This window comes from Maritimibacter fusiformis, from assembly GCF_008086115.1.
GTDB classification, from domain to species: domain Bacteria; phylum Pseudomonadota; class Alphaproteobacteria; order Rhodobacterales; family Rhodobacteraceae; genus Muriiphilus; species Muriiphilus fusiformis.
The window spans coordinates 282955-306312 of sequence record NZ_VSIY01000003.1 but is presented as its reverse complement, the minus strand read 5'-3'; the positions used below and the strand labels follow the sequence as shown (position 1 = coordinate 306312).

The following is a 23358-nucleotide window of genomic DNA, read 5'->3' as shown; positions in this document are numbered from 1 at the left end:
AGATCAGTGACTTACAGGGGGGTAATTTTTTTTGGGGGGGCATTTTCCTGTTAACCCCAAATTGACCCCTTTTTGTTCTCATGCAAGGGGCGGCCGGACATGGCCGCGCGGCCACAGGCGGTGGCGGGCCTCTTGGGGCCATGTTGACTTGGGGGCAGGGATGCGCGACCTTGCCGTTAAAACAAAGGGGCATCGCCAACGATGTCGGGCAGAAAGGCGAAGGCAAAGGGGGCGCAGGCCGCACCCCGCCCGAAAGGGCCGACAGACGAGCATCTGCTCGCGCTGGGCAAGCTGTGTTTTCTGGCCGGGTTCTGCCCGCTGCACCGGGGCTATCGCGGGTCGGTGCTGGCGGGGCTGTTCTTTCCGGCCGTCAATCACGGCTGCGTGCGGTTTTTCGAGGATGAGAACGGCGCCACCGCGGCGGCCCTGATCTGGGCGCGGCTGACCGACGAGGCCGCCGACCGGATGCTGCACGACCGGGTGCTGCCGGGCGAGGCGGAATGGACCGCCGGCCCGAACCTGTGGTTTCTCGACCTGATCGCGCCGTTCGGCCATGGCCGCCAGGTGGCCCGCCACATCGCCCGCCATCCGCCCGAAGGGGCGTTCCGGTTTGCCCGGCTCGACCGCGACGGCAACCTGCGCAAGGTGGTGCTGGGCGATGCGACCCGGGGCCAGCGCGGGCTGGTCGAAGCGGTGCACTTCGTAGGTGAGGCCGCCTGATGGGCGTCCCGGTCCCCTCCACCGGCACCGTCACCGAGGATGTCGCGGTCTCCGGCAGCGGCTATCTGACCGCGACGGGCGATATCAACTTCTGGCTCGGCTCCGACGCGGGCGCATGGACGCCGGGCACCTTCACCGGCACCTATGGCTCGCTGACGATCAACCGCGACGGGGTCTGGTCCTATCGGGCGCTGAATGCCCAGCCCTCGATCCAGGCGCTCGATTCCGGCGACACGCTGACCGAGGTGTTCAACGTCAATTCGACCGGCGGCGCCTCGACCGTCACCATCACCATCCAGGGCACCGACGAGCCGCCCTGTTTCACCCGGGGCACGCTGATCGAAACGCCGCGCGGGCCGCGCCGGGTCGAAGACCTGCGGCCCGGCGACCTGGTGCTGACCCGCGATGACGGGCCGCAGCCGATCCGCTGGGTCGGGTCGCGCCGGCTGGATCTGGGGCCGCAGGATGCGGATCTGCGCCCGGTGGTGCTGCGCGCTGGGGCATTCGGGCCGGGCATCCCGTCGCGCGACCTTGCGGTGTCGCCGATGCACCGGCTGCTTCTGGGCGGGGCCTCGACCCAGCTTCTGTTCGCGCGCGACGAGGTGCTGGTGCCGGCCCGCCACCTGATCAACGACCGCACGATTCTCTGGGGCCAGGTGTCGCGGGTCGAGTATTTCCACCTGCTGTTCGACCGCCACCAGGCGGTCTACAGCCAGAATTGCGCGACCGAGAGCTTCTATCCCGGCGGTGTCGGGCTGGACGGGTTCGACGCGGCCACGCGCGACGAGGTGCTGGCGCTGTTTCCCGAGTTGCGCAGCCTGCCCGGGCGCTATGGCGACACCGCGCGCGAGGTGCTGAAAAGCCACGAGGCGCGGCTGCTGGGCGCGCTTCTGGCCCCCGCGCCCGCGACCGCGACCGACAGCACCGAGCGGGCGGCCTGATCGGGGCCGACCGGTTAACGATTCCTTGCAATTAAACGGCGATGTTTCACTAAATCACGCAACCTTAAGTGTTATTTTCGGTTGCACCCGGTGACCCGCCCGCGTTAGTCTGACGGGGCAAGCAGCAGACAGGCTGCCGGTCCTGGCGAAACACCCACCCCACCCCTCGCTCCCTCGCCGGTGACCGGCAGTCGACTGTGCTTGCACCCGTTCCGATCGGGCCGCTGCGCCGCATCCGGCGTCAGACCGTGACGCGCGCAACCGCATGGGCCGGGCCGTATCGCCGCCCGAACCCCCATTCCGACCGGTGCGCCAGCACCCCCGGACCGGCTGTCGCAGCCCCGGTTTTTCCCTTGCGCCGCCGCCGGTCTTTTCCGATAACAGCCGCGATCACAAGGAGAGCCTGATGCGCGCCCGTATCTACAAGCCCGCCCGCAACGCGATGACCTCCGGCCAGGCCCGGACGAAACAATGGGTTCTGGAAAAGGTCGCCGGCGAGCCGCGCAAGATCGACCCGCTGATGGGCTGGACCAGTTCGGACGATACCCGCGCGCAGGTCAAGCTGCGCTTCGCCACCAAGGAGGCCGCGCTGGCCTTCGCCAGGGAAAACGGCATCGACGCGGTGGTGACCGAGCCGCACAAGCGCGCGCTCAACATCCGGCCCGGCGGCTATGGCGAGAACTTCGCGCCGAACCGCCGCGGCACCTGGACGCACTGAAGCGCGCACCTATCCGTTCAGAAACGCCCGCACCGCGGCCTCGAACTCGCGCGGTTTCTCGGCGTGCAGCCAATGACCGGCACCCGGGATCTTCGCCTGTTTCGCGTTTGGAAACAATGCCTTGATCTTCGGCCGCGCCTCGGGCGTGACGTAATCGGACTGCGCCCCGGCCAGAAACAGCGCCGGGCCGTCGAACTGGCCGGAAACATCGGGGAAACCGGTGATTCGCGTCATCTCGCGGTCGAGCACCTCGAGGTTCAGCCGCCAGCGCCGCGCCTTCACGTCGAGCGATTGCAACAGGAAGGCACGCACCGAAGCGGTCTCGATATCCTCCGCGAGCGCCCGGTCGGCATCGCCGCGGGTCTCGACCGGGCCAAGGTCGAGGCGCTGCATCGCGGCGATCAGGCCCGACTGGCTGTGGTCATAGGCGACCGGGGCGATGTCCGCGACGACCAACCGGCGCAGCCGTTCGGGCCGCTCCAGCGCCAGCACCATCGCCGCCTTGCCGCCCATCGAATGCCCGATCACGTCGGCACGCCCGCCGATCTCCGCGATCACATGATCGAGGTCGCCGGCCATGTCGGCATAGCTCTGGCTGTCGGCGTGGAAACTGTCGCCGTGGTTGCGCATGTCGACGGTGACGACGCGGCGGGCATCGGCCAGCCGTTTGGCGATCACGCCCCAGTTGCGGCCCGAGCCGAACAGGCCGTGGACGATCAGGATGGGCGGGCGGCGGTCATCGTCGCCGAATGTCTGGGTCGCGAGCATGCCGGCTAGATAAGCCCCGGGCGTTGCGGCGGAAAGGGGGGGCGGTTAGTCTGGCGCAAAATTCCGGGCATCATCCGGGGGGACAATGGATCTGGATCAGCGCGCCGCCCGGCTGGCGGATTTGCTCGAGGGCCGCCTGGGCATTCGCGGCCCGGACTACGAGGCCAAGCTGGCCAGGGCCGGTCGGCTGTTGCCGCGCCGGGTGCGCGACGAGGCCGAGTATATCGCGCTGGCCCGGCGGATGCAGCAGAACCCCAAGCTCGCCTCGCAGATCGACTGGGCGCGGATCGACAAGGGGCAGGCCTTTGTCGAGCGGCACCTCAAGACCATCGACCCGGGCGACCGGACCCGGCAGATGGCGCTGTCGTGGCTGACGCAGAACGCGCTCAACCTGGTGATCGTCGCCGTGCTGGTGGCGGCGGCGCTGATGTGGCGGGGGTTTCTGTAGGGCGCGGGCCGCCAAGCGCGTCGCGCGACACCAGCGTCACGGTGACGAAGCTGACGTAGAGCAGCAGATACCAACTGCCGATCTTGGCGAAACTCACCAGTTCGACCGCGCCCGCCCCGGCATAGACCCAGGTGCCGGTGTTGGTGCCGACATTCTCGGCCAGCCACAGCGCCAGCGCCGAGAACAACGCCGCCAGCGGCAGCGGCATCCAGTGCAGCCGGTCGATCCGATACCAGACCCGGGTGCGCCCGAACATCGGCACGGTGGCGGCGAACAGGGCCAGCCGGATGTCGGGCAGGAAATGATGCGCGAAGAAATTGACATAGATCGCCGCGGCCAGCGCGAAGGTGGTCCAGAGCGGCGGGTAGGGTGTGAAGCGCATGTCGAAGATGCGGATCACCCGCGCCATGTAGCTGCCGACCGCGGCATACATGAACCCGGAAAACAGCGGCACGCCCATGAGCTTGAGCAGCCCCGCCTCGGGGTAGGCCCAACTGCCCGCCTGCACCTTGAACAGCTCCATCGCGGTGCCGGTCAGGTGAAACAGCACGATCACCCGCGCCTCGGCCCAGGTTTCCAGCCGGAGCGTCAGGAACGCCACCTGCAGCCCGACCGCGTAGAGCACCAGCGCGTCATAGCGCGCCAGCGCCCAGTCGGGCGACCAGATCGCGCGGGTCAGAAGGATACCCGCCAGCATCAGCCCGCCGAACAGCGCCGCCCACCCCTGTTTCAGCACGAACAGCGTGAAGGTGCCGACAGGTCCGGGCAGGCGGGCGCGGACCCTTGCGCCCAGCCGCTGTTCGAGACTTCGGGTGGTGCGTGTCGCGGCCGGATCAGCCGTCATTCGTCAGGCGTTCGGCCTTCTTGCGCACCAGCACCGTGCGCAGGTCGTGCATCGCCAGCAGCAGCGCGTCGGTGATGCGTTCGAGATCCTCCGCCGAGGCGCGGCTTTGCGCCCAGTGGGTGGTCAGGTTGAGGTGGTCGACGGTGCGCAGGATGTCGTCGAGGTCGCGCTCGGCCAGCACCTCGGCGCGCTCCTCCATCCAGTCCTCGATCACCGCAAGGTCTTCGGGCGACAATTCGCGGTCGCCATGCGGCTTGATCTCGCCGTTCTTGATGTTGACGGTCGCGATCTGGTCCATCTCGATGCGGCGCTGCCGGTTCTCGGTATCGACGCGGAACACGAAGGCGCCGTTTTCGCGGACACGGAAATAGTATTCGGGCAATTCGGTGGTCATACGCTGCTCAATTCTTTTTCTTTATACGCCCATGTGACCCGCCCGCGCCGGACGGGTCAACAGCGCGCGGCGCCAGTTCACGAAAGCGTGGCACAGAAGGTCCGTATGCGCCGGCCCGCTTCGGTCAGGGCCTCCTCGGATGTCGCGTAGCTGACGCGGAAGTTGGGCGACAGGCCAAAGGCCGCGCCGAACACCACCGCGACGCCGGTGTCCTCCAGCAGCGCCTTGGCGAAGGTCTCGTCATCCGTGATGGTGACGCCCGATGGCGTGGTCTTGCCGATCAGCCCGGCGATCGACGGATAGACGTAGAAGGCCCCGTCCGGCACCGGGCAGGTGATGCCGGGGGCGTCGTTCAGCATCTCGACCACCAGGTCGCGGCGGCGCTGGAACAGCCGCGCGTTCTCGGCCAGGAAGTCCTGCGGGCCGTTCAACGCCGCGACGGCCGCCCATTGCGAGATCGTGCAGGGGTTCGAGGTCGATTGCGACTGGATCTTGCGCATCGCCCCGATCAGCTCTTGCGGCCCGCCGGCATAGCCGATCCGCCAGCCGGTCATCGCATAGGCCTTGGACACGCCGTTGCAGGTCAGGGTGCGGTCGTAAAGGCCGGGCTCGACCTGCGCCGGGGTGACGAACCTGAAGTCGTCGAACACCAGGTGTTCATACATGTCGTCGGACATTACCCAGACATGCGGATGGCGCATCAGCACATCGGTCAGCGCCTTGAGCTGGTCGCGCGTGTAGCCCGCGCCGGTCGGGTTCGAGGGCGAATTGAAGATCAGCCACTTGGTCTTCGGCGTGATCGCGGCCTCAAGCTGTGCCGGTGAAAGGCGAAACCCGGTCTCGAGGCCGCATTCCACCGCGACCGGCGTGCCGCCCGCCAGAAGCACCATGTCGGGATAGCTGACCCAGTAGGGCGCGGGAATGATCACCTCGTCGCCGGGGTTCAGCGTGGCCATCAGGGCGTTGTAGAGGATCTGCTTGCCGCCGGTCCCCACGCTGATCTGGGCGGGCGAGTAGCTCAGCCCGTTCTCGCGGGCAAACTTGTCGCAGATCGCCTGTTTCAGCTCCGGCATGCCGTCGGGTGCGGTGTATTTCGTCTTGCCCGCGTCGATTGCCGCCTTGGCGGCCTGCTTGATGTGGTCGGGGGTGTCGAAATCCGGCTCGCCCGCGCCCAGCCCGATCACGTCGCGCCCGGCGGCCTTGAGTTCGGCGGCCAGCGTCGAGACGGCGATGGTGGGCGAGGGCTTGACGCGCGCCAGGGTCGCGGAAAGAAGGCTCATGGTCGGTCCCGGGTTTGTATGTTGCGGCCCCTTCTTCTAGGGTCGCCCCGTGAGGCGATCAAGCGGCAACGGGGGCCAAGATGAACGACGATGCGACGGACGGCTGGTTTTCGGAAGAACGCGCCACCTTCGGCGACCGGCTGGCGGCGGCGCGCGATGGCGCGGGGCTGAGCCAGAAGGATCTGGCGCGGCGGCTTGGGGTCAAGCTCAAGACCGTGGTGGCCTGGGAAAACGACATTTCCGAGCCGCGCGCCAACCGGCTGCAGATGATGGCCGGGCTATTGAACGTGTCGCTGATGTGGCTTCTGAACGGCGAGGGCGAGGGTGTCGACCCGCCGGGGGTCGAGCCGGTGATGACCCAGGACGCGCGCGCCATCCTGCTGGAAATGCGCGACCTTCGCGGCGATATCGACCGGGCGTCGGACCGGCTGGCGAGGCTGGAAAAACAGCTTCGCAAATACCTCGAAGGCACCGGGGCATGAGCGAGGATCACGCGAATCGCCTGAAACGGCTGGCGATGCGTTCGGCCCGGCGCGGCACCAAGGAGATGGACCTGATCCTCGGCCCCTACGGCGCGGCACGGCTGACGGCGATGGAGGGCGCGCGGCTCGACCTCTACGAGGCGCTGCTGGCCGAGAACGACCAGGATCTTTACCAATGGGTCACCGGGCAGGTGCCGGCGCCGGCGCGCTACAAGGCGCTGATCGACGACATCGCGGCCCATGCCGGCGCCGGTTAACCACGATTGCAGACGCGCGGAAGAAACGCCGCGCATTTAACCGAATGTTCGACATTTGCGCCGAGGCTGGTCTGAAACGAGGATTGGCGGAGCGATGAATGTCCATGCATTCTCCTATCGGGCAGGGCGCCCGGCAAGATTACGTGGGGCGCTATCTTGATGCCCTGGCATTGGTGGAACGGCTGCACCGGCTGCTGCTCGACGTCATCAAGGACGAGTTCGAGCGGGTCGGGGTGTTCGAGATCAACGCGGTGCAGGCGCTGTTGCTGTTCAACATCGGCGACAACGAGGTGACGGCGGGCGAATTGAAAAGCCGGGGCTACTACCAGGGCTCCAATGTCTCCTACAACCTCAAGAAACTGGTCGATCTGGGCTACATGCACCACCAGCGCTCCGAGATCGACCGGCGCTCGGTCCGGGTGCGGCTGACGGACAAGGGGCACGGCATCCGCGACGTGGTGGCGGGCCTGTTCGACCGCCATGCCGAGGGGTTGCGCGCGCGTTCGATCCTGCCGCACGAGGCGCTCGAGGATATCAACGCGGCGCTGAAACGGGTCGAACGCTATTGGAGCGACCAGATCCGCTATATCTATTAGGCTGCAGATGCGCCGGGCCAGATGCGAAACCGCCCGCCGAAACGGGTTCGGCGGGCGGTGGTTCAGGGGTCTTTGGCGGTGGCTGCGCCGGTTACTTCCAGCAGCTGACCAGCACCGTCATGTTGGCCGCCAGCGCGCGCAGATCGAACGGCGTCATCGCGCCCTGCACCTCGGTGGTCGCGGCGGCGATGCCGTTGGCGGCGAGAAACTCCGCCAGCGCCGTCGACTTGGCGCTGAGCGCGACCTCGGCCGGCAGTTGCCGGTTGCCCGCGGGCGGGGCCATCAGCATGCCCACGACCGCGCCGCCCTGGTCCAGCACCGGGCCGCCGGTGTCGCCGTCCTGGGCCAGCATGGTCAGCCGCGCGATGCTGTCCTCGCCGGACAGGCCCTGCACCTCGGCCAGTTCGCCATAGGTCAGGGTGGGCGAGCTCAGCCGTCCGCCGTAGGAATAGCCGGCGACCGCCAGTTCGGACTTAAGCCGGGGGTCGTAGGTCAGCAGCTCGGCCACCGCGATCGGGGCCAGCGCCTGCGCCGGCTGCAACAGCGCGATGCCGAGCGTGTCGTCCGTGGCCACCACGCTTGCGTCATAGCTTTCGTTGAGCGTGATGCGCTCGCACCCTGCCACCGCCTCGGTGGTGGTCAGGACCGCGCCGCGGTTCGAGACGAAGAAGCCCGAGCGCGCGCGTTCGGCCTTGCGGATCTCGAGCCCGGAGACCAGGTCGATCGACTGCGTCGCCTCGTCCAGCCCGGCGTTGTCGGGCAGCGCGGCCTCGCCGGTCGAGGCAAAGCTCGTGCGCATCGCCTCCAGCACCAGGTCGCGGCGCCGGTCGACCTCTGGCTCCATCTCGCCGGTGGCGGGGTTGAGCTTCATCGGATGCTGCGGCCAGATCAGCATGAACCCCTTGATCGCGCCGTCGACCAGCTCGGCATGGGTATAGGAAATCAGCCGGTCGTTCGCGCCTTCGATGGTGAAATCGGCATCGCGGCGGCGGCGCTCGCCCTCGGGCGGCACCACTTCCAGCGATTGCAGGATGTCGTAAAGACCGTAAAGCGTCGCCTTGTCGCCGCGCTGGCTGATCAGCACCACGCGCACCCCCTCGTCGCCGGTGTAATGCGCGAACGGCGCCTCGTAGCGGTCGAAGCTGACCATCGCGGTCGGGATCTCGATCGCGATGCCGGCGCGCTGGTCGGTGACGGGGCGCAGCCCGATGCTGTCGAACACCGCCTGATAGGCGGCCAGCACCTCGGCGCGCTGGCGGGTGGTCAGGATGCCGGTGACCTCATAGCCGTTGGCCTCCTGCCAGGCCGACATCGCGGCGCGGGTGCCGGGGCCGAAATCGCCGTCGATCAGCGACTTGTAATAGCCCTGCCACTGCAACGCGATCTGCAGCGCCTTCTTCTCGTCGCCGGACAACTGGTATTCGGACTGCAGCGCCTCCTGCCGGGTTTCCTCGCGCACCGGCTCGGGCTCCGGTTCCGGTTCAGGCGCGGGTTCGGGCTCCGGCGCAGTCTCCGGCGCAGTCTCGGGCGCCGGGTCGGGCGCCGGTGCGGGGTCGGGCTCGGGCGCGGTCTCGGGGTCGGCCACCGCCACCTCCCCGGCCTCGGCGGCCTGGGGCGCATCGGGGCGCGGCGCGGGCGGGGTGGCGGGCAGGGCCGCCGGCGCCTCGGCCAGCGCGTCGTCGCCCACCGGCCAGAACTGCTGCGAATAGGGCCGGCTGTCGGACACGTAGGAATCCGCCGGCACCGCCCCCGCCGCGCGCAACTCCAGAAGCTTCGCGGTGGCGGCGGCCTCGGTGAAGGGGCCGATCGCGGTGGCATACCAGCCCGACTGGCCGATCCGGAACGCGTTCACCTTGTCGATGGTCTCGGCATAGCGACGGGCCGAGGCTTCGGCCTCGCGCAGCGTCGCGTTGGCCTCGACCTGAACCCAATACGCCTCTTGCGCCGTGGCGACGCCGGCGGGCAGGAGCCACGCAAAGAACACCAATACCGAAAAGAACTTTTTCATACTACCTCACACCCCTCGGGGTCCCTGTTGCAAACCGTTCCGGCCAGTAACACACCACGGGCGGGGTCAGGTCAAGAACCGGCATGTCCGATTGACCCTTGCCGGTCAGCGGCCTATTCAAGGCGCGCACTTCCCCAGCCGAGGCACGCGCGATGGCCGAGACCCGACCGACCCGACCCAGGAGCTTTCAGGAAATCGTCCTCAGGCTGCAAGCCTATTGGGCAGAGCGGGGCTGCGCGGTCCTGCAACCCTACGACATGGAGGTCGGCGCCGGCACCTTCCACCCGGCCACCACCCTGCGCGCGCTGGGCAGCCAGCCGTGGGCCGCCGCCTATGTGCAGCCGTCGCGGCGCCCGACCGACGGACGCTATGGCGAGAACCCGAACCGGCTGCAGCACTACTACCAGTTCCAGGTGCTGATCAAACCCTCGCCGCCCGACCTGCAGGAGCTTTACCTCGGCTCGCTCGAGGCCATCGGCATCGACATGGCGCTGCACGACATCCGCTTTGTCGAGGACGACTGGGAAAGCCCCACGCTGGGCGCCTGGGGCCTTGGCTGGGAGGTCTGGTGCGACGGCATGGAGGTCAGCCAGTTCACCTATTTCCAGCAGGTCGGCGGGCATGACTGCCGCCCGGTCTCGGGCGAACTGACCTATGGGCTGGAGCGGCTGGCGATGTATGTGCTGGGCATCGACCACGTCATGGACATGCCCTTCAACGACCCCGACGCGCCGATCGCGCTGAGCTATGGCGACGTGTTCCGCCAGACCGAACGCGAATACTCCCGGCACAATTTCGACGCCGCCTCGACCGACATGCTGCTTCGGCACTTCGACGACGCCGAGGCCGAGTGCAAGGCGATCCTCGACCACCCGGCCACGGACCCCAAGACCGGCAAGACCATCGTCATGGCGCACCCCGCCTATGACCAGTGCATCAAGGCCAGCCATCTCTTCAACCTTCTGGACGCGCGCGGCGTGATCTCGGTGACCGAACGCCAGGCCTATATCGGCCGGGTGCGCGCACTCGCGAAAATGTGTGCTGACGCATTCGTGATGACCGAGGCGGGCGGAAACGGGGCGGCGGCGTGAGCGGCAAACTGGCAGGAGCCTTCATCGTGATCGTCTCGCTCATCGCCGGCATCGTCATGTACTGGACGCAGACCTATGCCTATTACGACGAGGTCAGCGCCGACAGCGCCGACATGACCATGGTCTCGATCGCCACCGGCCAGCCCGAGCCGGTGCTGATCTCGGGCTTCGAGGGCATCGACGCCGATTCCTCGCCGCTCAAGTTCCGCGCCTGTTTCACCACCCAAATGTCGCCGCCCGCGCTGACCGAGACCTACGAGATCTACCCCAACCCCACGCCGCTGACCGCGCCCGACTGGTTCGGCTGTTTCGACGCCGCCCGGATCGGCGAGGCGCTGGAGCGCGGCGAGGCGCTGGCCTTCGTGTCGGCGCGCGAGATTCACAACGGCGTCGACCGGGTGATCGCGGTCTTTCCCGATGGCCGGGCCTTTGCCTGGCACCAGTTGAACGAAACATTGAGCGAGTAGCCCATGCCCGACCTCTTGATCGAACTCTTCTCGGAGGAAATCCCGGCCCGGTTGCAGGCGCGCGCCGCCGAGGATCTGAAAAAGCTGATGACCGACGGGCTGGTCGAGGCGGGGCTGACCTATTCCGGTGCTGCCGCCTTCGCCACGCCGCGCCGCCTGGCGCTGGCCGTCGAGGGGCTTCCCGGGCTCTCGCCCGACAGCCGCGAGGAACGCAAGGGGCCGAAAGTGGGCGCGCCCGAGAAGGCCATCGAGGGGTTCCTGCGCTCCACCGGGTTGACCCGTGACCAGATCGAGGCGCGCGACACCGGCAAGGGCGAGGTCTGGTTCGCGGTGATCGAACACAAGGGCCGCCCCGCCGCCGATATCGTGGCCGAGGTGCTGGACGGGGTGATCCGCAATTTCCCCTGGCCCAAGTCGATGCGCTGGGGCGCGGGCGATCTGCGCTGGGTGCGGCCCTTGCATTCGATCCTGGCGATCCTGTCGGACGAGCAGGGGGCCGAAGTGGTGCCGCTGACGCTTGACGGGCTGACCGCGGGCGACAGCACCCGCGGCCACCGCTTCATGGCGCCGGACCCCATCCGCGTCACGTCGTTCGAGGATTACGCGGCAAAGCTGCGCGCCGCCCACGTCATGCTCGACCCCGCCGAGCGCGCCGAGGCGATCTGGCACGACGCCACGCAAAAGGCCTTCGCGCTGGGCTACGAGGTGGTCGAGGACCGCGCGTTGTTGGCCGAGGTCGCGGGGCTGGTGGAATGGCCGGTGGTGCTGATGGGCGATATCGCGGACGACTTCGTGACCCTGCCGCCGGAGGTGCTGCAAACCTCGATGCGCGAGCACCAGAAGTTCTTTTCGGTGCGAAACCCGGCCACGAAACGGATCGAGAAATTCATCACCGTGGCCAACCGCGAAACAGCCGACAACGGCGCCACCATCCTCGCGGGCAACCGCAAGGTGCTGGCCGCGCGGCTGTCGGATGCGCGGTTCTTCTGGGACAACGACCTGCGCCGGATCAAGGCGGGCGGGCTCGAGGCGATGACCGGGGACCTGGACAACGTGACCTTCCACCGCGAGCTGGGCAGCCAGGCCGACCGCATCGACCGCATCGCGCGGCTGGCGCGCGACATCGCGCCGCTGGTCGGGGCCGACGCGGCCGAGGCAAAGCTGGCGGCAACGGTGGCCAAGGCGGACCTGGCCTCGGAAATGGTCTACGAGTTTCCCGAACTGCAGGGCACGATGGGGCGCTACTACGCCCGGGCGGCGGGCCTGTCCGAGGCCGTGGCCGAGGCCTGCGAGGCGCATTATGCCCCCCTCGGCCCCTCCGACGCGGTGCCGACCTCGCCGGTCTCGATCGCCGTGGCGCTGGCCGACAAGCTCGACCTGCTCACCGGCTTCTGGGTGATCGACGAGAAACCGACCGGCTCGAAAGACCCCTTCGCGCTCAGACGCGCGGCGCTCGGGGTGATCCGCATCATCCTCGCGGGCCGCCTGCGGCTCAGGCTCGACCGCTTCATCGATAGCCAGATCCTGAAACACGAGATCATGCGCGCCCGCTCGGGCGAGGTCGACGACGCGGATATCGCGGCGCTGGAACAGACCCTCGACGAGATCGCGGACAAGGGCATCTTCCGCGCCTCCTTCACGGCGGTGCTGGGGCTTCTAAAGAAAAACGGCACCCCGCCCGCGACCGGCGAAGGCACCTACCTCGCGCGGATCGGCAAGGCGGTGCCGGACCTGTCCGACGACCTGCTCGCCTTCTTTCACGAGCGGCTCAAGGTGCATCTTCGCGCCGAGGGCATCCGCCATGACGTGATCGACGCCTGCCTCAACATGCCGGCCAACGACGACCTGACGCTTCTGGTCAACCGCGCCGAGGCGCTGGCGGGCGTGCTTGCCACCGACGACGGCGCCAACCTGATCCAGGGCTTCAAGCGCGCCAACAACATCCTGACCCAGGCCGAAGAGGCCGACGGGGTCGAATATTCCTACGGCGCCGACATCAAATACGCCGAGGACGACAGCGAAAAGGCCCTGTTCGCCGCGCTGGACGCCGCCGAGGCAAAAATCGCCCCGGCGATGAAATCCGAGGATTTCGCCACCGCGATGACCGCGATGGCCAGCCTGCGCGCGCCGATCGACGCCTTTTTCGAGACGGTGCAGATCAACACCGACAACGCCATCGTCCGGCGCAACCGGCTCAACCTGCTGGCGCGCATCCGCGACACCTGCCTCTCGGTCGCGGACCTGACGAAAATCGAGGGCTGACCGGCTTCATCTTGGCCGATACACTCCCGCCGGAGGCACCCGAGGCGCGCAAGCGCCGAGACATCGAGCGCGCCGCAGGCGCACCGTCTGGCGGCGCGGGCTGACGGCGCGGGCCGGCCGGGCAGAAAAATCCTTGCCAGCGCGGCCCCCGGCGCTATCTTGCGGCCAGAAGGGGAATGCTGCGGTGCAGAAAGCGCGAACCAAGTCCGAGATCACCGGGTTTACCGAGGTCACGCCGACGGCGCCGATCTCGGCCGACCGGCACGGCGGGCGGGCCAAGTGCCTGCAACGGTTGATCCGGCTCGACATGCCGGTGCCGCTGACCATGGCACTCGATTTCACTTCGGTGCGGGCGCTGGCGGCAGGCGACATGCCCGACCTCGACGCGATGCTGACCCGCTTCGGCCCCGATCCGCTGGTGTCGGTGCGGCCCTCCTCGGAAGACCCGGACTGGGGCGGGCCGGGGGCGTTGCTCAATATCGGCATGAACGACCGGCTCTATGCCAACCTCACCGAAAGCCACGGCGAACACGCCGCCAACGCGCTCTACCTGCGCTTCATCCAGGCCTATGCGATCCATGTCGCGCGCCTTGACCCGGACGAGTTCGAGACCGTGCAGGTGCCGACCTCCGAGGCGGTGCGCGCCGCGCTCGAGACCTACGAGGCCGAGACCGACGAGCGGTTTCCGCAGGATATCACGGTGCAGCTTGCCGAGGTTCTGCGCTCGATGGCGCGGGCCTGGGAGGGCACCACGGCGCGGCTGTTGCGCGAGGCCAAGGGCGCGCCGGCAGAGGCCGGGCTGGGGCTGGTGGTGCAGAAGATGGCGCTGGGGGTCGGGCGCGGGCTGTCGGGGTCGGGGGTGATCCAGTTCGTCAACGGCTCGACCGGCGAGCGCGAGATCCGGGGCCGCTACCTGTGCAAGAGCCAGGGCCGCGACGCGCTGACGGCGCCCGCCGACCGCGACGTGCTGTTTCTCAAGCGCGACCCGCGCGGGCGCTCGATCGAGGACGTGCTGCCGAACAACTGGCAGGACCTGCTGCGGTTCGGCGACCTGTGCCGGACCCGGCTGCGCGAAGAGATGCAGATCGAGTTCACCATCGAGAACGAGAAGCTCTTCATCCTCGACGCGATGCGCGTGGCGCGCAATTCGCGCGCCAACCTGCATATCGCGGTGGCGCTGGCCGAGGATGGCATCATCGCCCGCGATGAGGCGGTGCTGCGGGTGCCGCCGCGCTCGCTGCCCGAGCTTCTGCACAGCCAGGTCGACCCCGAGGGCGCGCGCGACGTGATCGCCCACGGCATCCCGGCCAGCCCCGGGGCGGCCACCGGGCGGATCGTGTTTTCCTCGCGTGCGGCCCAGGCGCTGGCGGCCCAGGACGAGGCCTGCATCCTGGTGCGCAGCGAAACCACGCCCGAGGACATTCGCGGCATGCATGCGGCGCGCGCGGTCCTGACCGAGCGCGGCGGCATCACCAGCCACGCGGCGGTGATCGCGCGCGGGCTGGGCCTGCCCTGCGTGGTCGGGGCCTCGGATATGCGCATCGACCTCAAGGCGCGCACGCTGACCTGCGCCGACGGGCGGGTGTTTCACGACGGCGACATGATCACGCTGGACGGCACCGCCGGCGAGGCGCTGGCCGGCGCCGCCCCGATGCTGGAGCCCGACCTTGGCGAGAGTTTTCAGCGGCTTCTGTCCTGGGCCGACGCGGCGCGCGATATCGGGGTGCGGGCCAATGCCGACACGCCCGAGGATGCGCGCAAGGCACTGATGTTCGCCGCCGAGGGCATCGGGCTGGCGCGCACCGAGCACATGTTCTTCAACGACGACCGGCTCTTGGCGATGCGCGAAATGATCTTCGCCAACCGCACCGAGGACCGGCGCGCGGCGCTCGAGCGCATCCAGCCGATGCAGCGCGCCGATTTCATCGAGCTGTTCTCGATCATGCGCGGCAAGCCGGTGACCATCCGCCTTTTCGACCTGCCGCTGCACGAGTTCCTGCCGCATGGCCGCGAGGGTCTGCGCGAACTGGCCGAAGGGCTGGACCTGCCGCTGTCGGACGTGACCCGCCGGGCCGAGGCGATGCGCGAATTCAACCCGATGCTGGGCATGCGCGGGGTGCGGCTGGGGCTGACGGTGCCCGAGATCTACGACATGCAGGCCCGCGCGATCTTCGAGGCGCTGGTGGCGGTGTCGGAAACCGGCGATGCGGTGGTGCCCGAGATCATGATCCCGATGGTCTCGGCCAACCGCGAGGTCGAGATCGTCAAGGCCCGGATCGACGCGGTGGCCGCGGCGGTCAGGATCGAACAGGGGGTCGAGTTCGCCTATCGCCTGGGCGTGATGGTCGAAACCCCGCGCGCGGCGCTGCGCGCCGGCGAGATCGCGCCGCATTGCGCCTTTCTCAGCTATGGCACCAACGACCTGACGCAGATGACCTATGGCCTGTCGCGCGACGACGCGGGGCGCTTCATGGGTATCTACGTCAAGCAGGGCGTTTACGAGGAAGACCCGTTCCACACGCTCGATTTCGGGGGGGTGGGCGAGCTTCTGACGATCGGGGCCGGTCGGGCGCGCACGGCGAATCCGTCCGTCACCCTGTCGATCTGCGGCGAACACGGCGGCAACCCCGAATCAATCGCGTTCTGCCGGGCGGCCGGATTCGACTATGTGTCGTGCTCGCCCTACCGGGTGCCGGTGGCGCGGCTGGCGGCGGCGCATCTGGCGATTTCCGAGCGCGGCGTCGAACGGCCGCCCCTAATGTATTGATCGCACAGCCGGTTCGCGAATCTGTCCACAGGGATTTGCCCTTTCCCCACAACATCTTGCGGCGCATAGTTGAGCCACCGCATGATGGCGGCATGGACCCGGGGACGGTTTTGGAGTAAGAGACATTCCCAGATTGCAAGGGCAACCGGTCTCTGATCGGCAACTTTCTGCCCGCAAACCTGGTGGGGGACGCATCATGCTCCGGCTCGTTTTGACGGCCGTTTTCGGCCTGTTCGGCTTTGTCGGCATCGCGCAGGCCGAGGCGGCGGGATCGCCCGAGGGGCTGTTGTCGAAGGTTCTGGGCAACGAACGCGCCGGGCTGTCGGCGGTGTCGCCCTTCGCGATCCGGCGGCTGGCTTCCGTCACCGGCGACCGCCCGGCCAGCGGCGAGTTGCCGATCCACAGCCGCGCCTGGCTGGCCAGCCAGCCCGCGGCCTCGGGCGGCGACGAGTGGGAATGCTTGACCGAGGCGCTTTACTTCGAGGCGCGGGGCGAGACCGTGGCGGGCATGTTCGCGGTGGCCGAGGTGATCCTCAACCGGGTCGAAAGCCGGCGCTATCCCAACAGCGTCTGCGGTGTGGTCCGGCAGGGCACCGGGGCGCGGCACCAGTGCCAGTTCAGCTTTGCCTGCGATGGTCATCCCGAAGACATCGGCAACCCCGCTGCGCATGCTCTGGTCGGCAAGGTGGCGCGCGCGATGCTGGACGGGGCGCCGCGCAGCCTGACCGACGGGGCGGTGTTCTACCACGCCAACTGGGTGTCGCCGCGCTGGGCCGCCAGCCTTGCGCAGACCGCCGAGATCGGCGAACACCTGTTCTACCGCTAGGGCGGCGCGGCCACTTTCCGGTGGTCAGCGGCCTGCGTCTCGGGCATTTTGCCGGCGCAAAGGAGACCGCGCCATGACGTCCGACACCAGGCTTGCCTTCGAGCACCCCAAGGCGCGCGCCGAGGCCGCGGGTCAACCCGCCCAGCCGCCCGACCGGATCTCGCTGCGTGATCATGTCGTCGAGGTCGAGATCGGCGCGTTTCAGGCCGAGCGCGGCAAGACCCAGCGGGTCAGTTTCTCGGTCGTGGTCGAGGTCACGCCGCCCAAGGGTCCGGTGGCCGACGATGTCGACAAGATCCTGTCCTATGACACCATCACCGAGGCGATCGCGCATGAGCTGGGGGCCGAGCGGCTGAACCTGCTTGAGACGCTGGCCGAGCGCATCGCCGACCGCATCCTGATCGCGCCGCAGGCCGAGCGGGTGTTCGTGCGCGTCGAAAAGCTCGACCGTGGCCCCGGCGCGCTGGGGGTCGAGATCGTGCGCCGGCGCGGGCAGGGCGCGCCGCTGGCCGCCGCCGACGACGAGGTGCCGCACCCAAGGGTGGTGCACCTGGGCAATGCGGCGATTGCCGACGCCGGGCTGGGCGGGTTGATCGACCGGCTGGCGGCGGGGCCGGGTCCGGCGATCCTGTGCGTCGGCCCGCCCGAGGCGGCGATGCCGCAGACCGGACACGCGATGACCCAGCGCCGGATCGACCTTCTGGCGTTGGAGATGAACGCCTGGACGCTGGCCGCGAGGGACGACCGCTGCGTGGTGGTGGCGACGCGCACGGAACTGGACTGGGCGATGAAACAGGGACAGATCTCGGTCTGGGCGCCGTCGAAGATCGTGCTCGACGCGGTCGACGGGCCGGCGGCGGGGCCGCGCGACGCGGTGGCGCTGACGGCGTGGTTTGCCGGGTTGATGCAGGCGGCCGAACTGATCGTGATCGGGGCCGAGGCGCCCGCGGCGGATGTGCCGGTGCGCGTCATGTCGCTGGACGAGGCGCCATGACGCGGCGGCTGATCGCGCTGGCGCGCAGCGGGCCGCGGGCGGGTTTGCCGCTGGCAGGCAGCGCTGCGGTCTGGTTCGACGAGGTCGTGACCCATCCGGGCGGCGCACGGATCGCGGCGTCGGAATTGAGCGCCGGGGAACAAGCGCGGCTGACCGGGGCGCGGGCCGATCTGTGCGGTCTGACGCTGGAGCGCCCCCGCGTCATGGGCATCCTCAACCTGACGCCCGACAGCTTTTCCGATGGCGGCGATCTGGCCAGTGTCGCGGCGGCGGTGGCGCGGGCGCAGGCGATGGCGGGGCATGCCGACATCCTCGACATCGGCGGCGAATCGACCCGGCCAGGGGCCGAGCCAGTAAGCGAGGCCGAGGAAATCCGCCGCACCGCGCCCGCGATCCGCGCGATCCGCGAGGCGGGCGTGACCACGCCGATCTCGATCGACACGCGCAAGGCCAGCGTGGCCGATGCGGCGCTGGAGGCGGGCGCCGACATGGTCAACGACGTGGCCGCGCTGGGCTATGACAGCGCGCTGGCCGGGCTGGTGGCCGAACGCGGCGTGCCGGTCTGCCTGATGCACGCCAAGGGCACGCCCGCGACCATGCAGGACGCGCCGCGGTATGACGACGTTTTGGGCGAGGTGCTGGATTTCCTGGGCGAGCGCATCGCCTTTGCCGAGGGGGCGGGCATCGCGCGCGACCGGATCGTCACCGACCCCGGAATCGGTTTCGGCAAGACCCAGGCGCATAACCTGACGCTGCTCAGAAACCTCGCGGCGTTTCACGACCTGGGCCTGCCGGTGCTGCTGGGGGCCTCGCGCAAACGCTTCATCGGCGCGATCGGGGATGCGCCCGAGGCCAGGGACCGGATCGGCGGTTCCCTGTCGGTGACGCTCCACGGTGCGGCGCAGGGGGTGCAGATCCACAGGGTGCATGATACGCGGGACACGGCACAGGCGCTGAAGCTCTGGGCGGCACTGAACGGAACGGATTAGGACATGGCGGACAAGCTTTTCGGGACCGACGGGGTGCGCGGGATGGCCAATCGGTGGCCGATGACCGCCGAGATGGCGCTCAGGCTGGGCGCGGCGGCGGGGCGGCATTTCCGCGGCGACCGGCGCAACAACCACCGGGTGGTGATCGGCAAGGACACGCGGCTGTCGGGCTACATGATCGAGAACGCGCTGACCGCCGGGCTGACCTCGACGGGGATGAACGTGCTGCTGCTCGGCCCGGTGCCGACGCCCGCCGTGGGGCATCTGACCCATTCGATGCGGGCCGACCTGGGGATCATGATCTCGGCCAGCCACAACCCCTTTCACGACAACGGCATCAAGCTGTTCGGCCCCGATGGCTTCAAGTTGTCGGACGGTGACGAGGCCGCCATCGAGGCGCTGGTGGCGGGCGAGATCCGGCTGGCCGAGCCGGCCAATATCGGCCGGGCCAAGCGGGTCGACGAGGGCCGCCAGCGCTATGTCGAGTTCATCAAGACCACCTTCCCCTCGGCCAAGCGGCTGCACGGGCTGAAGGTGGTGATCGACTGCGCCAACGGCGCCGCCTACCGCGCCGCGCCCGAGGCGTTGTGGGAACTGGGCGCCGAGGTGGTGCCGGTGGGGGTCAGCCCGGACGGGCTGAACATCAACGCCGGCTGCGGCTCGACCGACACGGCAGAGGCCGCGCGCAAGGTGGTCGAGAGCGGGGCGGACGTGGGCATCTGCCTCGATGGCGACGCCGACCGGCTGATGATCATAGACGAGCGCGGCCGGGTCGCGGACGGCGACCAGATCATGGCGCTGTTTGCCCGGCGCTGGGCCGAGGACGGGCGGCTTGCCGGCAACACGCTGGTGGCGACGGTGATGTCGAACCTCGGGATGGAGCGTTACCTTGACGGGCTGGGCATCGCGCTGGCGCGCACCGGGGTCGGCGACCGGCGGGTGGTCGAGGCGATGCGCGCGGGCGGCTTCAACCTGGGCGGCGAGCAGTCGGGCCATATCGTGATGACGGATTACGCCACCACCGGCGACGGGCTCCTGGCGGGGCTGCATTTCCTGGCCGAGATGATCGCCACCGGGCAGCCGGCCTCGACGCTGACGCAGCTGTTTCAGACGGTGCCGCAGGTGCTGGAGAACGTGCGTTTCGCGTCCGGCAAGGCGCCGCTGGAGGATGCCGGCGTCAAGGCCGCGATCGCCGAGGGCGCGGCGCGGCTGGAGGGGCAGGGGCGGCTGCTGATCCGCAAGTCGGGGACCGAGCCGCTGGTGCGGGTGATGGCGGAATGCGAGGACGAGGCGCTGATGGCCGAGGTGGTCGGCGGCATCGTCGCAGAGGTCAGCCGCGCGGCGGGCTGACCCGGCGCACCAGCCGCGACAGCGCGCCCCACTGGCTCAGCCCCATGCCGGTCAGGACCAGCGCCAGCGCGGCAAAGACGCTGGGCGGCAGCGCCTCGCCCAGCACGATCGCCCCGACGATCACCGAGACCACCGGCACCGCGTAGTTGACCAGCGACATGAAGGTGGCCCCGGCGCTGCGCACGAGCTGCACCCTGAGCAGCGCCGCCGTCGCGGTGGGCAGGATGCCCAGCACCGCCAGCGCCGTGAGGGTCTGGCCATCGGGCATCCGCGGCACGCCCTCGACGACCAGCGCGACGGGCACCACGATCATGGTTCCGATCACCAAGAGAAGCGCGGCCAGCCCGATCGGGTCGACCGGCGGCAGGCGCTGCATGTTGACCGAGGATATCGCGTAGCAGGCGGCGGCGGTGAGGCAGGCGACGCGGCCCGCCACCTCGCCCTCGATCCCGGTCGTGGCCAGCGCCTCGGGGCCGATCAACACCGCGACCCCGGCAAAGCCGATCACGAACCCCAGCCCCTTGCGCGGCGTCATCCGCTCGCCCGGGACCAGGACATGCGCCAGCGGCAGCACCATGATCGCCACCGTCGCCATCGAGATGCCGGCAAACCCCGAGGTCACGGTTTTCTGGCCCCAGCTGAGCAGCATGAAGGGCACCGCCGAGGAAAACGCGCCGATCATCACCAGCGACAGGCGCACCGGCGTGTCGATGGGTGCGTGAAACAGCCGCCAGCCGCGCGCGCCCCAGACCGCGACCAGAAGCAGGCAGGCAAAACCGATCCGCCCGGCGGCCAGCCAGAACGGCGTGATGCCGCGCAGCGCGATCTCGATCACCATGAAGGTCGCGCCCCAGACCAGCGCGAGGGTGGCGAGCATCGCCCAGCTTCTGGCGGTGATCTGGGGGCTGGTCATCGGCGGTGCTCCGGGGATGGGAAAGGCGTTGGTGGCACGGGGACGGCAGGTCGGCAATGGGGAAAGGCCCCCCGCGATCGGAGGGCCTTGGGTTGCGGATCGCGCCAAGCGGTATCGAAACCGCTTGGAAAGGCCCTTCGAAGGGCTTTGGCGGCGATCAGTTCTTCGACTTGTCGACCATCTTGCCGGCGGAAATCCACGGCATCATGCCGCGCAGCTTCTCGCCGACCTGTTCGATCTGGTGTTCGTCGTTGAGGCGACGGGTGGCCTTGAAGAACGGCTGACCGACGGTGTTCTCGGTCATGAAGTCACGCACGAACTTGCCGGTCTGGATGTCGGTCAGAACCTCTTTCATCCGGGCCTTGGTCTCGTCATAGGGCAGGATGCGCGGGCCCGAGACATATTCGCCGTATTCGGCGGTGTTCGAGATCGAGTAGTTCATGTTGGCGATGCCGCCTTCATAGATCAGGTCGACGATCAGCTTCACTTCGTGCAGGCACTCGAAATAGGCCATTTCGGGCGCATAGCCGGCCTCGACCAGGGTCTCGAAGCCCATGCGGATCAGCTCGACCAGCCCGCCGCACAGCACGGTCTGCTCGCCGAACAGGTCGGTTTCGCATTCCTCGCGGAAATTGGTTTCGATGATGCCGGAACGTCCGCCGCCGATGGCCGAGCAGTAGCTCAGGCCGATCTCCAGCGCCTTGCCGGAGGCGTCGTTGTTCACCGCGACAAGGCAGGGCACGCCGCCGCCCTTGACGTATTCGCCGCGCACCGTGTGGCCGGGGCCCTTGGGGGCCATCATGATCACGTCGACGCCGGGCTTGGGCTCGATCAGGCCGAAATGCACGTTGAGGCCGTGGGCAAAGGCAATCGCGGCGCCTTCGCGCAGGTTGTCGTGGACGAATTCCTTGTAGGTCGCGGCCTGAAGCTCGTCGGGCATGGTGAACATGATCAGGTCGCACCAGGCGGCGGCTTCGGCGATGCCCATGACCTTGAGGCCTTCGCCTTCGGCCTTCTTGGCCGACGGGCTGCCCTCGCGCAGTGCCACGACGACGTTCTTGACGCCGGAATCGCGCAGGTTCAGCGCATGGGCGTGGCCCTGGCTGCCATAGCCGAGGATGGCCACGTTCTTGTCCTTGATCAGGTTGATGTCGCAATCGCGATCGTAATAGACGCGCATCGGCGTGCTCCTTGGATGTTGTGTCTGGCGGCTATCCTAGGGATTTGAGCGGTATGAGGTTTGCAAAATCGACGTGAATGGCATATTCGGCGTGGAAATCATTCGTGATCAGGCGCAATAGTGAGGAATTCATGCAGATCGACGATACCGACCGCCGCATCCTGCGCCGCTTTCAGGCCGACCCCGACCTGAGTGCGGGCGACCTGGCGGAACTGGCAGGCGTCACGCCCGCCACCTGTTCGCGCCGGATCGAGCGGATGACGCGGGCCGGGATCATCAAGGGCAGCCGGGCGGTGATCGACTGGGGCAAGCTGGGCTACAACGTCGAGGTCAGCCTGCGCATCACGCTCGACAAGACCGACCCGCGTGCCTTCGACGAGTTCCTGGCCGCCGCCCGCGAGGTGCCGGAGGTGACGGAGATCCAGACCTTCCTGGGCCGGGTCGATGCGCGCCTGCACATCATCGCGCGCGACATGGGGCATTATCAGCACATCTACCGCGCCCGCATCCTGACCCTGCCGCATATCGCGGATATCGAGCCTTTGATGCAGGTCGCCACGATCTATCGCAACTGGGCGCTGCCGCTGTGAGCGCCCGGCTCGACGACACCGACCGCGCCTTTCTGCGCGCGCTGGGCGAGGATGCGACCTTGTCGGCGGGGGCGTTGGGGCGGCAGTTCGGCCTCAGCCAGCCGGCGGCGTGGCGGCGGTTGAAGCGGCTGCGCGACGAGGGCATCCTGGCCGGGCGGCGGCTGGAGCTGGACCGCGAGGCGCTGGGGTTTGGCGTGACGGTGTTTCTGGGGGTGAAGCTGGCGACCAAGGGGCGGGTCAGCCTTGAGGATTTCGAACGCGCGGTGACGGCGATTCCCGAGGTGCAGGTGGTGCAGCATGTGCTGGGGCTTTACGACTACCGCCTGCGCATCGTGGCGCGGGATCTGGCGGATTTCGAGCGCCTGCTGCGCCGCCGGATCATGACGCTGCCCGGCGTGGGCGATATCGAGGCCAACGTGCTTCTGAGCGAGGAGCGCAGGCCGGGGCCGCTGTGAGCGTGCTGGTCGAGCGTG

Annotated in this window: 24 protein-coding genes; 17 read left to right on the top strand and 7 right to left on the bottom strand. The window is 68.4% G+C overall.

The features are described from left to right. Nucleotides 1–201: 201 nt before the first annotated feature. The 3 genes from FVF75_RS02225 to FVF75_RS02215 all read left to right on the top strand — a co-directional run bounded on the left by FVF75_RS02225 (nucleotide 202) and on the right by FVF75_RS02215 (nucleotide 2379). Complete coding sequence (locus FVF75_RS02225; RefSeq protein ID WP_148376111.1) at nucleotides 202–720, top strand: toxin-activating lysine-acyltransferase; 519 nt, start codon at nucleotides 202–204, stop codon at nucleotides 718–720. Next, a complete protein-coding gene (locus tag FVF75_RS02220) occupies nucleotides 720–1661 on the top strand; it encodes a Hint domain-containing protein (protein WP_148376110.1) in 942 nt (313 codons plus the stop codon). Before FVF75_RS02225 ends, FVF75_RS02220 begins: the two co-directional genes overlap by 1 nt. A gap of 406 nt (nucleotides 1662–2067) precedes the next feature. Then, nucleotides 2068–2379 (top strand): ETC complex I subunit, encoded by a 312-nt coding sequence (locus tag FVF75_RS02215; RefSeq protein WP_148376109.1) that lies wholly within the window; start codon nucleotides 2068–2070, stop codon nucleotides 2377–2379. Nucleotides 2380–2388: 9 nt separating this feature from the next. Here the strand turns inward: FVF75_RS02215 and FVF75_RS02210 are convergent, their stop codons facing one another. Further along, nucleotides 2389–3147, bottom strand: a complete 759-nt coding sequence (locus FVF75_RS02210) for an alpha/beta fold hydrolase (RefSeq protein ID WP_148376108.1) — start codon at nucleotides 3145–3147, stop codon at nucleotides 2389–2391. Nucleotides 3148–3232: 85 nt separating this feature from the next. Here FVF75_RS02210 and FVF75_RS02205 point away from each other — a divergent pair, with 85 nt between their 5' ends. Further along, entirely contained in the window at nucleotides 3233–3595 is a 363-nt protein-coding gene (locus FVF75_RS02205) for a hypothetical protein (RefSeq protein ID WP_148376107.1), read from the top strand. Here the strand turns inward: FVF75_RS02205 and FVF75_RS02200 are convergent. The 3 genes from FVF75_RS02200 to FVF75_RS02190 all read right to left on the bottom strand — a co-directional run bounded on the left by FVF75_RS02200 (nucleotide 3534) and on the right by FVF75_RS02190 (nucleotide 6113). Next, nucleotides 3534–4439: a DUF817 domain-containing protein gene (locus FVF75_RS02200; RefSeq protein ID WP_148376106.1), complete on the bottom strand. Its 906-nt coding sequence runs from the start codon at nucleotides 4437–4439 to the stop codon at nucleotides 3534–3536. The genes FVF75_RS02205 and FVF75_RS02200 overlap by 62 nt on opposite strands. Then, on the bottom strand, nucleotides 4429–4833 hold the full coding sequence (locus tag FVF75_RS02195; RefSeq protein WP_148376105.1) for a hypothetical protein: 405 nt from the start codon (nucleotides 4831–4833) through the stop codon (nucleotides 4429–4431). Before FVF75_RS02195 ends, FVF75_RS02200 begins: the two co-directional genes overlap by 11 nt. Nucleotides 4834–4910: 77 nt before the next feature. Then, the gene (locus FVF75_RS02190; RefSeq protein ID WP_148376104.1) at nucleotides 4911–6113 is read right to left on the bottom strand and encodes a pyridoxal phosphate-dependent aminotransferase; all 1203 of its coding nucleotides are present in this window, start codon (nucleotides 6111–6113) and stop codon (nucleotides 4911–4913) included. Between the two features lie 80 nt (nucleotides 6114–6193). Here FVF75_RS02190 and FVF75_RS02185 point away from each other — a divergent pair, with 80 nt between their 5' ends. The 3 genes from FVF75_RS02185 (at nucleotide 6194) to FVF75_RS02175 (ending at nucleotide 7448) form a co-directional block, all read left to right on the top strand. Continuing rightward, nucleotides 6194–6595: a helix-turn-helix domain-containing protein gene (locus FVF75_RS02185; RefSeq protein WP_148376103.1), complete on the top strand. Its 402-nt coding sequence runs from the start codon at nucleotides 6194–6196 to the stop codon at nucleotides 6593–6595. Further along, the gene (locus FVF75_RS02180; protein WP_148376102.1) at nucleotides 6592–6852 is read left to right on the top strand and encodes an FAD assembly factor SdhE; all 261 of its coding nucleotides are present in this window, start codon (nucleotides 6592–6594) and stop codon (nucleotides 6850–6852) included. The genes FVF75_RS02185 and FVF75_RS02180 overlap by 4 nt, the downstream gene beginning before the upstream one ends. 98 nt (nucleotides 6853–6950) lie before the next feature. Beyond that, nucleotides 6951–7448, top strand: a complete 498-nt coding sequence (locus tag FVF75_RS02175; protein WP_174770074.1) for a MarR family winged helix-turn-helix transcriptional regulator — start codon at nucleotides 6951–6953, stop codon at nucleotides 7446–7448. 91 nt (nucleotides 7449–7539) lie between these two features. Here FVF75_RS02175 and FVF75_RS02170 read toward each other — a convergent pair whose 3' ends face one another. Further along, complete coding sequence (locus FVF75_RS02170) at nucleotides 7540–9456, bottom strand: trypsin-like peptidase domain-containing protein (RefSeq protein WP_148376101.1); 1917 nt, start codon at nucleotides 9454–9456, stop codon at nucleotides 7540–7542. Nucleotides 9457–9608: 152 nt separating this feature from the next. Here FVF75_RS02170 and FVF75_RS02165 point away from each other — a divergent pair, with 152 nt between their 5' ends. The 8 genes from FVF75_RS02165 to glmM all read left to right on the top strand — a co-directional run bounded on the left by FVF75_RS02165 (nucleotide 9609) and on the right by glmM (nucleotide 20202). Beyond that, a complete protein-coding gene (locus tag FVF75_RS02165) occupies nucleotides 9609–10547 on the top strand; it encodes a glycine--tRNA ligase subunit alpha (protein WP_148376100.1) in 939 nt (312 codons plus the stop codon). Beyond that, nucleotides 10544–11014 carry a DUF6446 family protein gene (locus FVF75_RS02160; RefSeq protein ID WP_148376099.1) on the top strand — a complete coding sequence of 157 codons (471 nt, stop codon included), beginning with the start codon at nucleotides 10544–10546 and terminating at the stop codon, nucleotides 11012–11014. The genes FVF75_RS02165 and FVF75_RS02160 overlap by 4 nt, the downstream gene beginning before the upstream one ends. 3 nt (nucleotides 11015–11017) lie before the next feature. Next, nucleotides 11018–13276, top strand: a complete 2259-nt coding sequence (glyS, locus tag FVF75_RS02155; RefSeq protein ID WP_148376098.1) for a glycine--tRNA ligase subunit beta — start codon at nucleotides 11018–11020, stop codon at nucleotides 13274–13276. A gap of 184 nt (nucleotides 13277–13460) precedes the next feature. Beyond that, on the top strand, nucleotides 13461–16043 hold the full coding sequence (locus tag FVF75_RS02150) for a putative PEP-binding protein (RefSeq protein WP_246137973.1): 2583 nt from the start codon (nucleotides 13461–13463) through the stop codon (nucleotides 16041–16043). A 196-nt stretch (nucleotides 16044–16239) separates the two neighbouring features. After that, nucleotides 16240–16869 (top strand): cell wall hydrolase, encoded by a 630-nt coding sequence (locus FVF75_RS02145; protein ID WP_148376097.1) that lies wholly within the window; start codon nucleotides 16240–16242, stop codon nucleotides 16867–16869. Nucleotides 16870–16942: 73 nt separating this feature from the next. Then, complete coding sequence (locus tag FVF75_RS02140) at nucleotides 16943–17863, top strand: dihydroneopterin aldolase (protein WP_148376096.1); 921 nt, start codon at nucleotides 16943–16945, stop codon at nucleotides 17861–17863. Further along, nucleotides 17860–18852 (top strand): dihydropteroate synthase, encoded by a 993-nt coding sequence (gene folP / locus FVF75_RS02135; protein ID WP_148376095.1) that lies wholly within the window; start codon nucleotides 17860–17862, stop codon nucleotides 18850–18852. The genes FVF75_RS02140 and folP overlap by 4 nt, the downstream gene beginning before the upstream one ends. 3 nt (nucleotides 18853–18855) lie before the next feature. Continuing rightward, on the top strand, nucleotides 18856–20202 hold the full coding sequence (gene glmM / locus FVF75_RS02130; RefSeq protein WP_148376094.1) for a phosphoglucosamine mutase: 1347 nt from the start codon (nucleotides 18856–18858) through the stop codon (nucleotides 20200–20202). Here the strand turns inward: glmM and FVF75_RS02125 are convergent. Both FVF75_RS02125 and ilvC read right to left on the bottom strand, forming a co-directional pair. Next, complete coding sequence (locus FVF75_RS02125; RefSeq protein ID WP_148376093.1) at nucleotides 20183–21115, bottom strand: DMT family transporter; 933 nt, start codon at nucleotides 21113–21115, stop codon at nucleotides 20183–20185. The two genes, glmM and FVF75_RS02125, sit on opposite strands and share 20 nt — an antisense overlap. A gap of 157 nt (nucleotides 21116–21272) precedes the next feature. After that, entirely contained in the window at nucleotides 21273–22295 is a 1023-nt protein-coding gene (gene ilvC / locus FVF75_RS02120; protein ID WP_148376092.1) for a ketol-acid reductoisomerase, read from the bottom strand. Nucleotides 22296–22426: 131 nt separating this feature from the next. Between ilvC and FVF75_RS02115 the strand changes: the two genes are divergently transcribed. Further along, nucleotides 22427–22885, top strand: coding sequence for an Lrp/AsnC family transcriptional regulator (locus FVF75_RS02115; protein WP_148376457.1), 459 nt, complete (start codon nucleotides 22427–22429; stop codon nucleotides 22883–22885). Beyond that, nucleotides 22882–23340 (top strand): Lrp/AsnC family transcriptional regulator, encoded by a 459-nt coding sequence (locus FVF75_RS02110; protein ID WP_148376091.1) that lies wholly within the window; start codon nucleotides 22882–22884, stop codon nucleotides 23338–23340. The genes FVF75_RS02115 and FVF75_RS02110 overlap by 4 nt, the downstream gene beginning before the upstream one ends. Nucleotides 23341–23358: the final 18 nt, after the last annotated feature.

Coding starts and splice junctions, on each gene's coding strand:
- FVF75_RS02210 (WP_148376108.1), bottom strand. CDS start 3,147: ATGCTCGCGACCCAGACATTCGGCGACGATGACCGCCGCCCGCCCATC.
- FVF75_RS02185 (WP_148376103.1), top strand. CDS start 6,194: ATGAACGACGATGCGACGGACGGCTGGTTTTCGGAAGAACGCGCCACC.
- glmM (WP_148376094.1), top strand. CDS start 18,856: ATGGCGGACAAGCTTTTCGGGACCGACGGGGTGCGCGGGATGGCCAAT.
- FVF75_RS02115 (WP_148376457.1), top strand. CDS start 22,427: ATGCAGATCGACGATACCGACCGCCGCATCCTGCGCCGCTTTCAGGCC.
- FVF75_RS02225 (WP_148376111.1), top strand. CDS start 202: ATGTCGGGCAGAAAGGCGAAGGCAAAGGGGGCGCAGGCCGCACCCCGC.
- FVF75_RS02170 (WP_148376101.1), bottom strand. CDS start 9,456: ATGAAAAAGTTCTTTTCGGTATTGGTGTTCTTTGCGTGGCTCCTGCCC.
- FVF75_RS02140 (WP_148376096.1), top strand. CDS start 16,943: ATGACGTCCGACACCAGGCTTGCCTTCGAGCACCCCAAGGCGCGCGCC.
- FVF75_RS02180 (WP_148376102.1), top strand. CDS start 6,592: ATGAGCGAGGATCACGCGAATCGCCTGAAACGGCTGGCGATGCGTTCG.
- FVF75_RS02165 (WP_148376100.1), top strand. CDS start 9,609: ATGGCCGAGACCCGACCGACCCGACCCAGGAGCTTTCAGGAAATCGTC.
- glyS (WP_148376098.1), top strand. CDS start 11,018: ATGCCCGACCTCTTGATCGAACTCTTCTCGGAGGAAATCCCGGCCCGG.
- FVF75_RS02125 (WP_148376093.1), bottom strand. CDS start 21,115: ATGACCAGCCCCCAGATCACCGCCAGAAGCTGGGCGATGCTCGCCACC.
- FVF75_RS02195 (WP_148376105.1), bottom strand. CDS start 4,833: ATGACCACCGAATTGCCCGAATACTATTTCCGTGTCCGCGAAAACGGC.
- FVF75_RS02220 (WP_148376110.1), top strand. CDS start 720: ATGGGCGTCCCGGTCCCCTCCACCGGCACCGTCACCGAGGATGTCGCG.
- FVF75_RS02205 (WP_148376107.1), top strand. CDS start 3,233: ATGGATCTGGATCAGCGCGCCGCCCGGCTGGCGGATTTGCTCGAGGGC.
- folP (WP_148376095.1), top strand. CDS start 17,860: ATGACGCGGCGGCTGATCGCGCTGGCGCGCAGCGGGCCGCGGGCGGGT.
- FVF75_RS02200 (WP_148376106.1), bottom strand. CDS start 4,439: ATGACGGCTGATCCGGCCGCGACACGCACCACCCGAAGTCTCGAACAG.
- FVF75_RS02145 (WP_148376097.1), top strand. CDS start 16,240: ATGCTCCGGCTCGTTTTGACGGCCGTTTTCGGCCTGTTCGGCTTTGTC.
- FVF75_RS02215 (WP_148376109.1), top strand. CDS start 2,068: ATGCGCGCCCGTATCTACAAGCCCGCCCGCAACGCGATGACCTCCGGC.
- ilvC (WP_148376092.1), bottom strand. CDS start 22,295: ATGCGCGTCTATTACGATCGCGATTGCGACATCAACCTGATCAAGGAC.
- FVF75_RS02190 (WP_148376104.1), bottom strand. CDS start 6,113: ATGAGCCTTCTTTCCGCGACCCTGGCGCGCGTCAAGCCCTCGCCCACC.
- FVF75_RS02175 (WP_174770074.1), top strand. CDS start 6,951: ATGTCCATGCATTCTCCTATCGGGCAGGGCGCCCGGCAAGATTACGTG.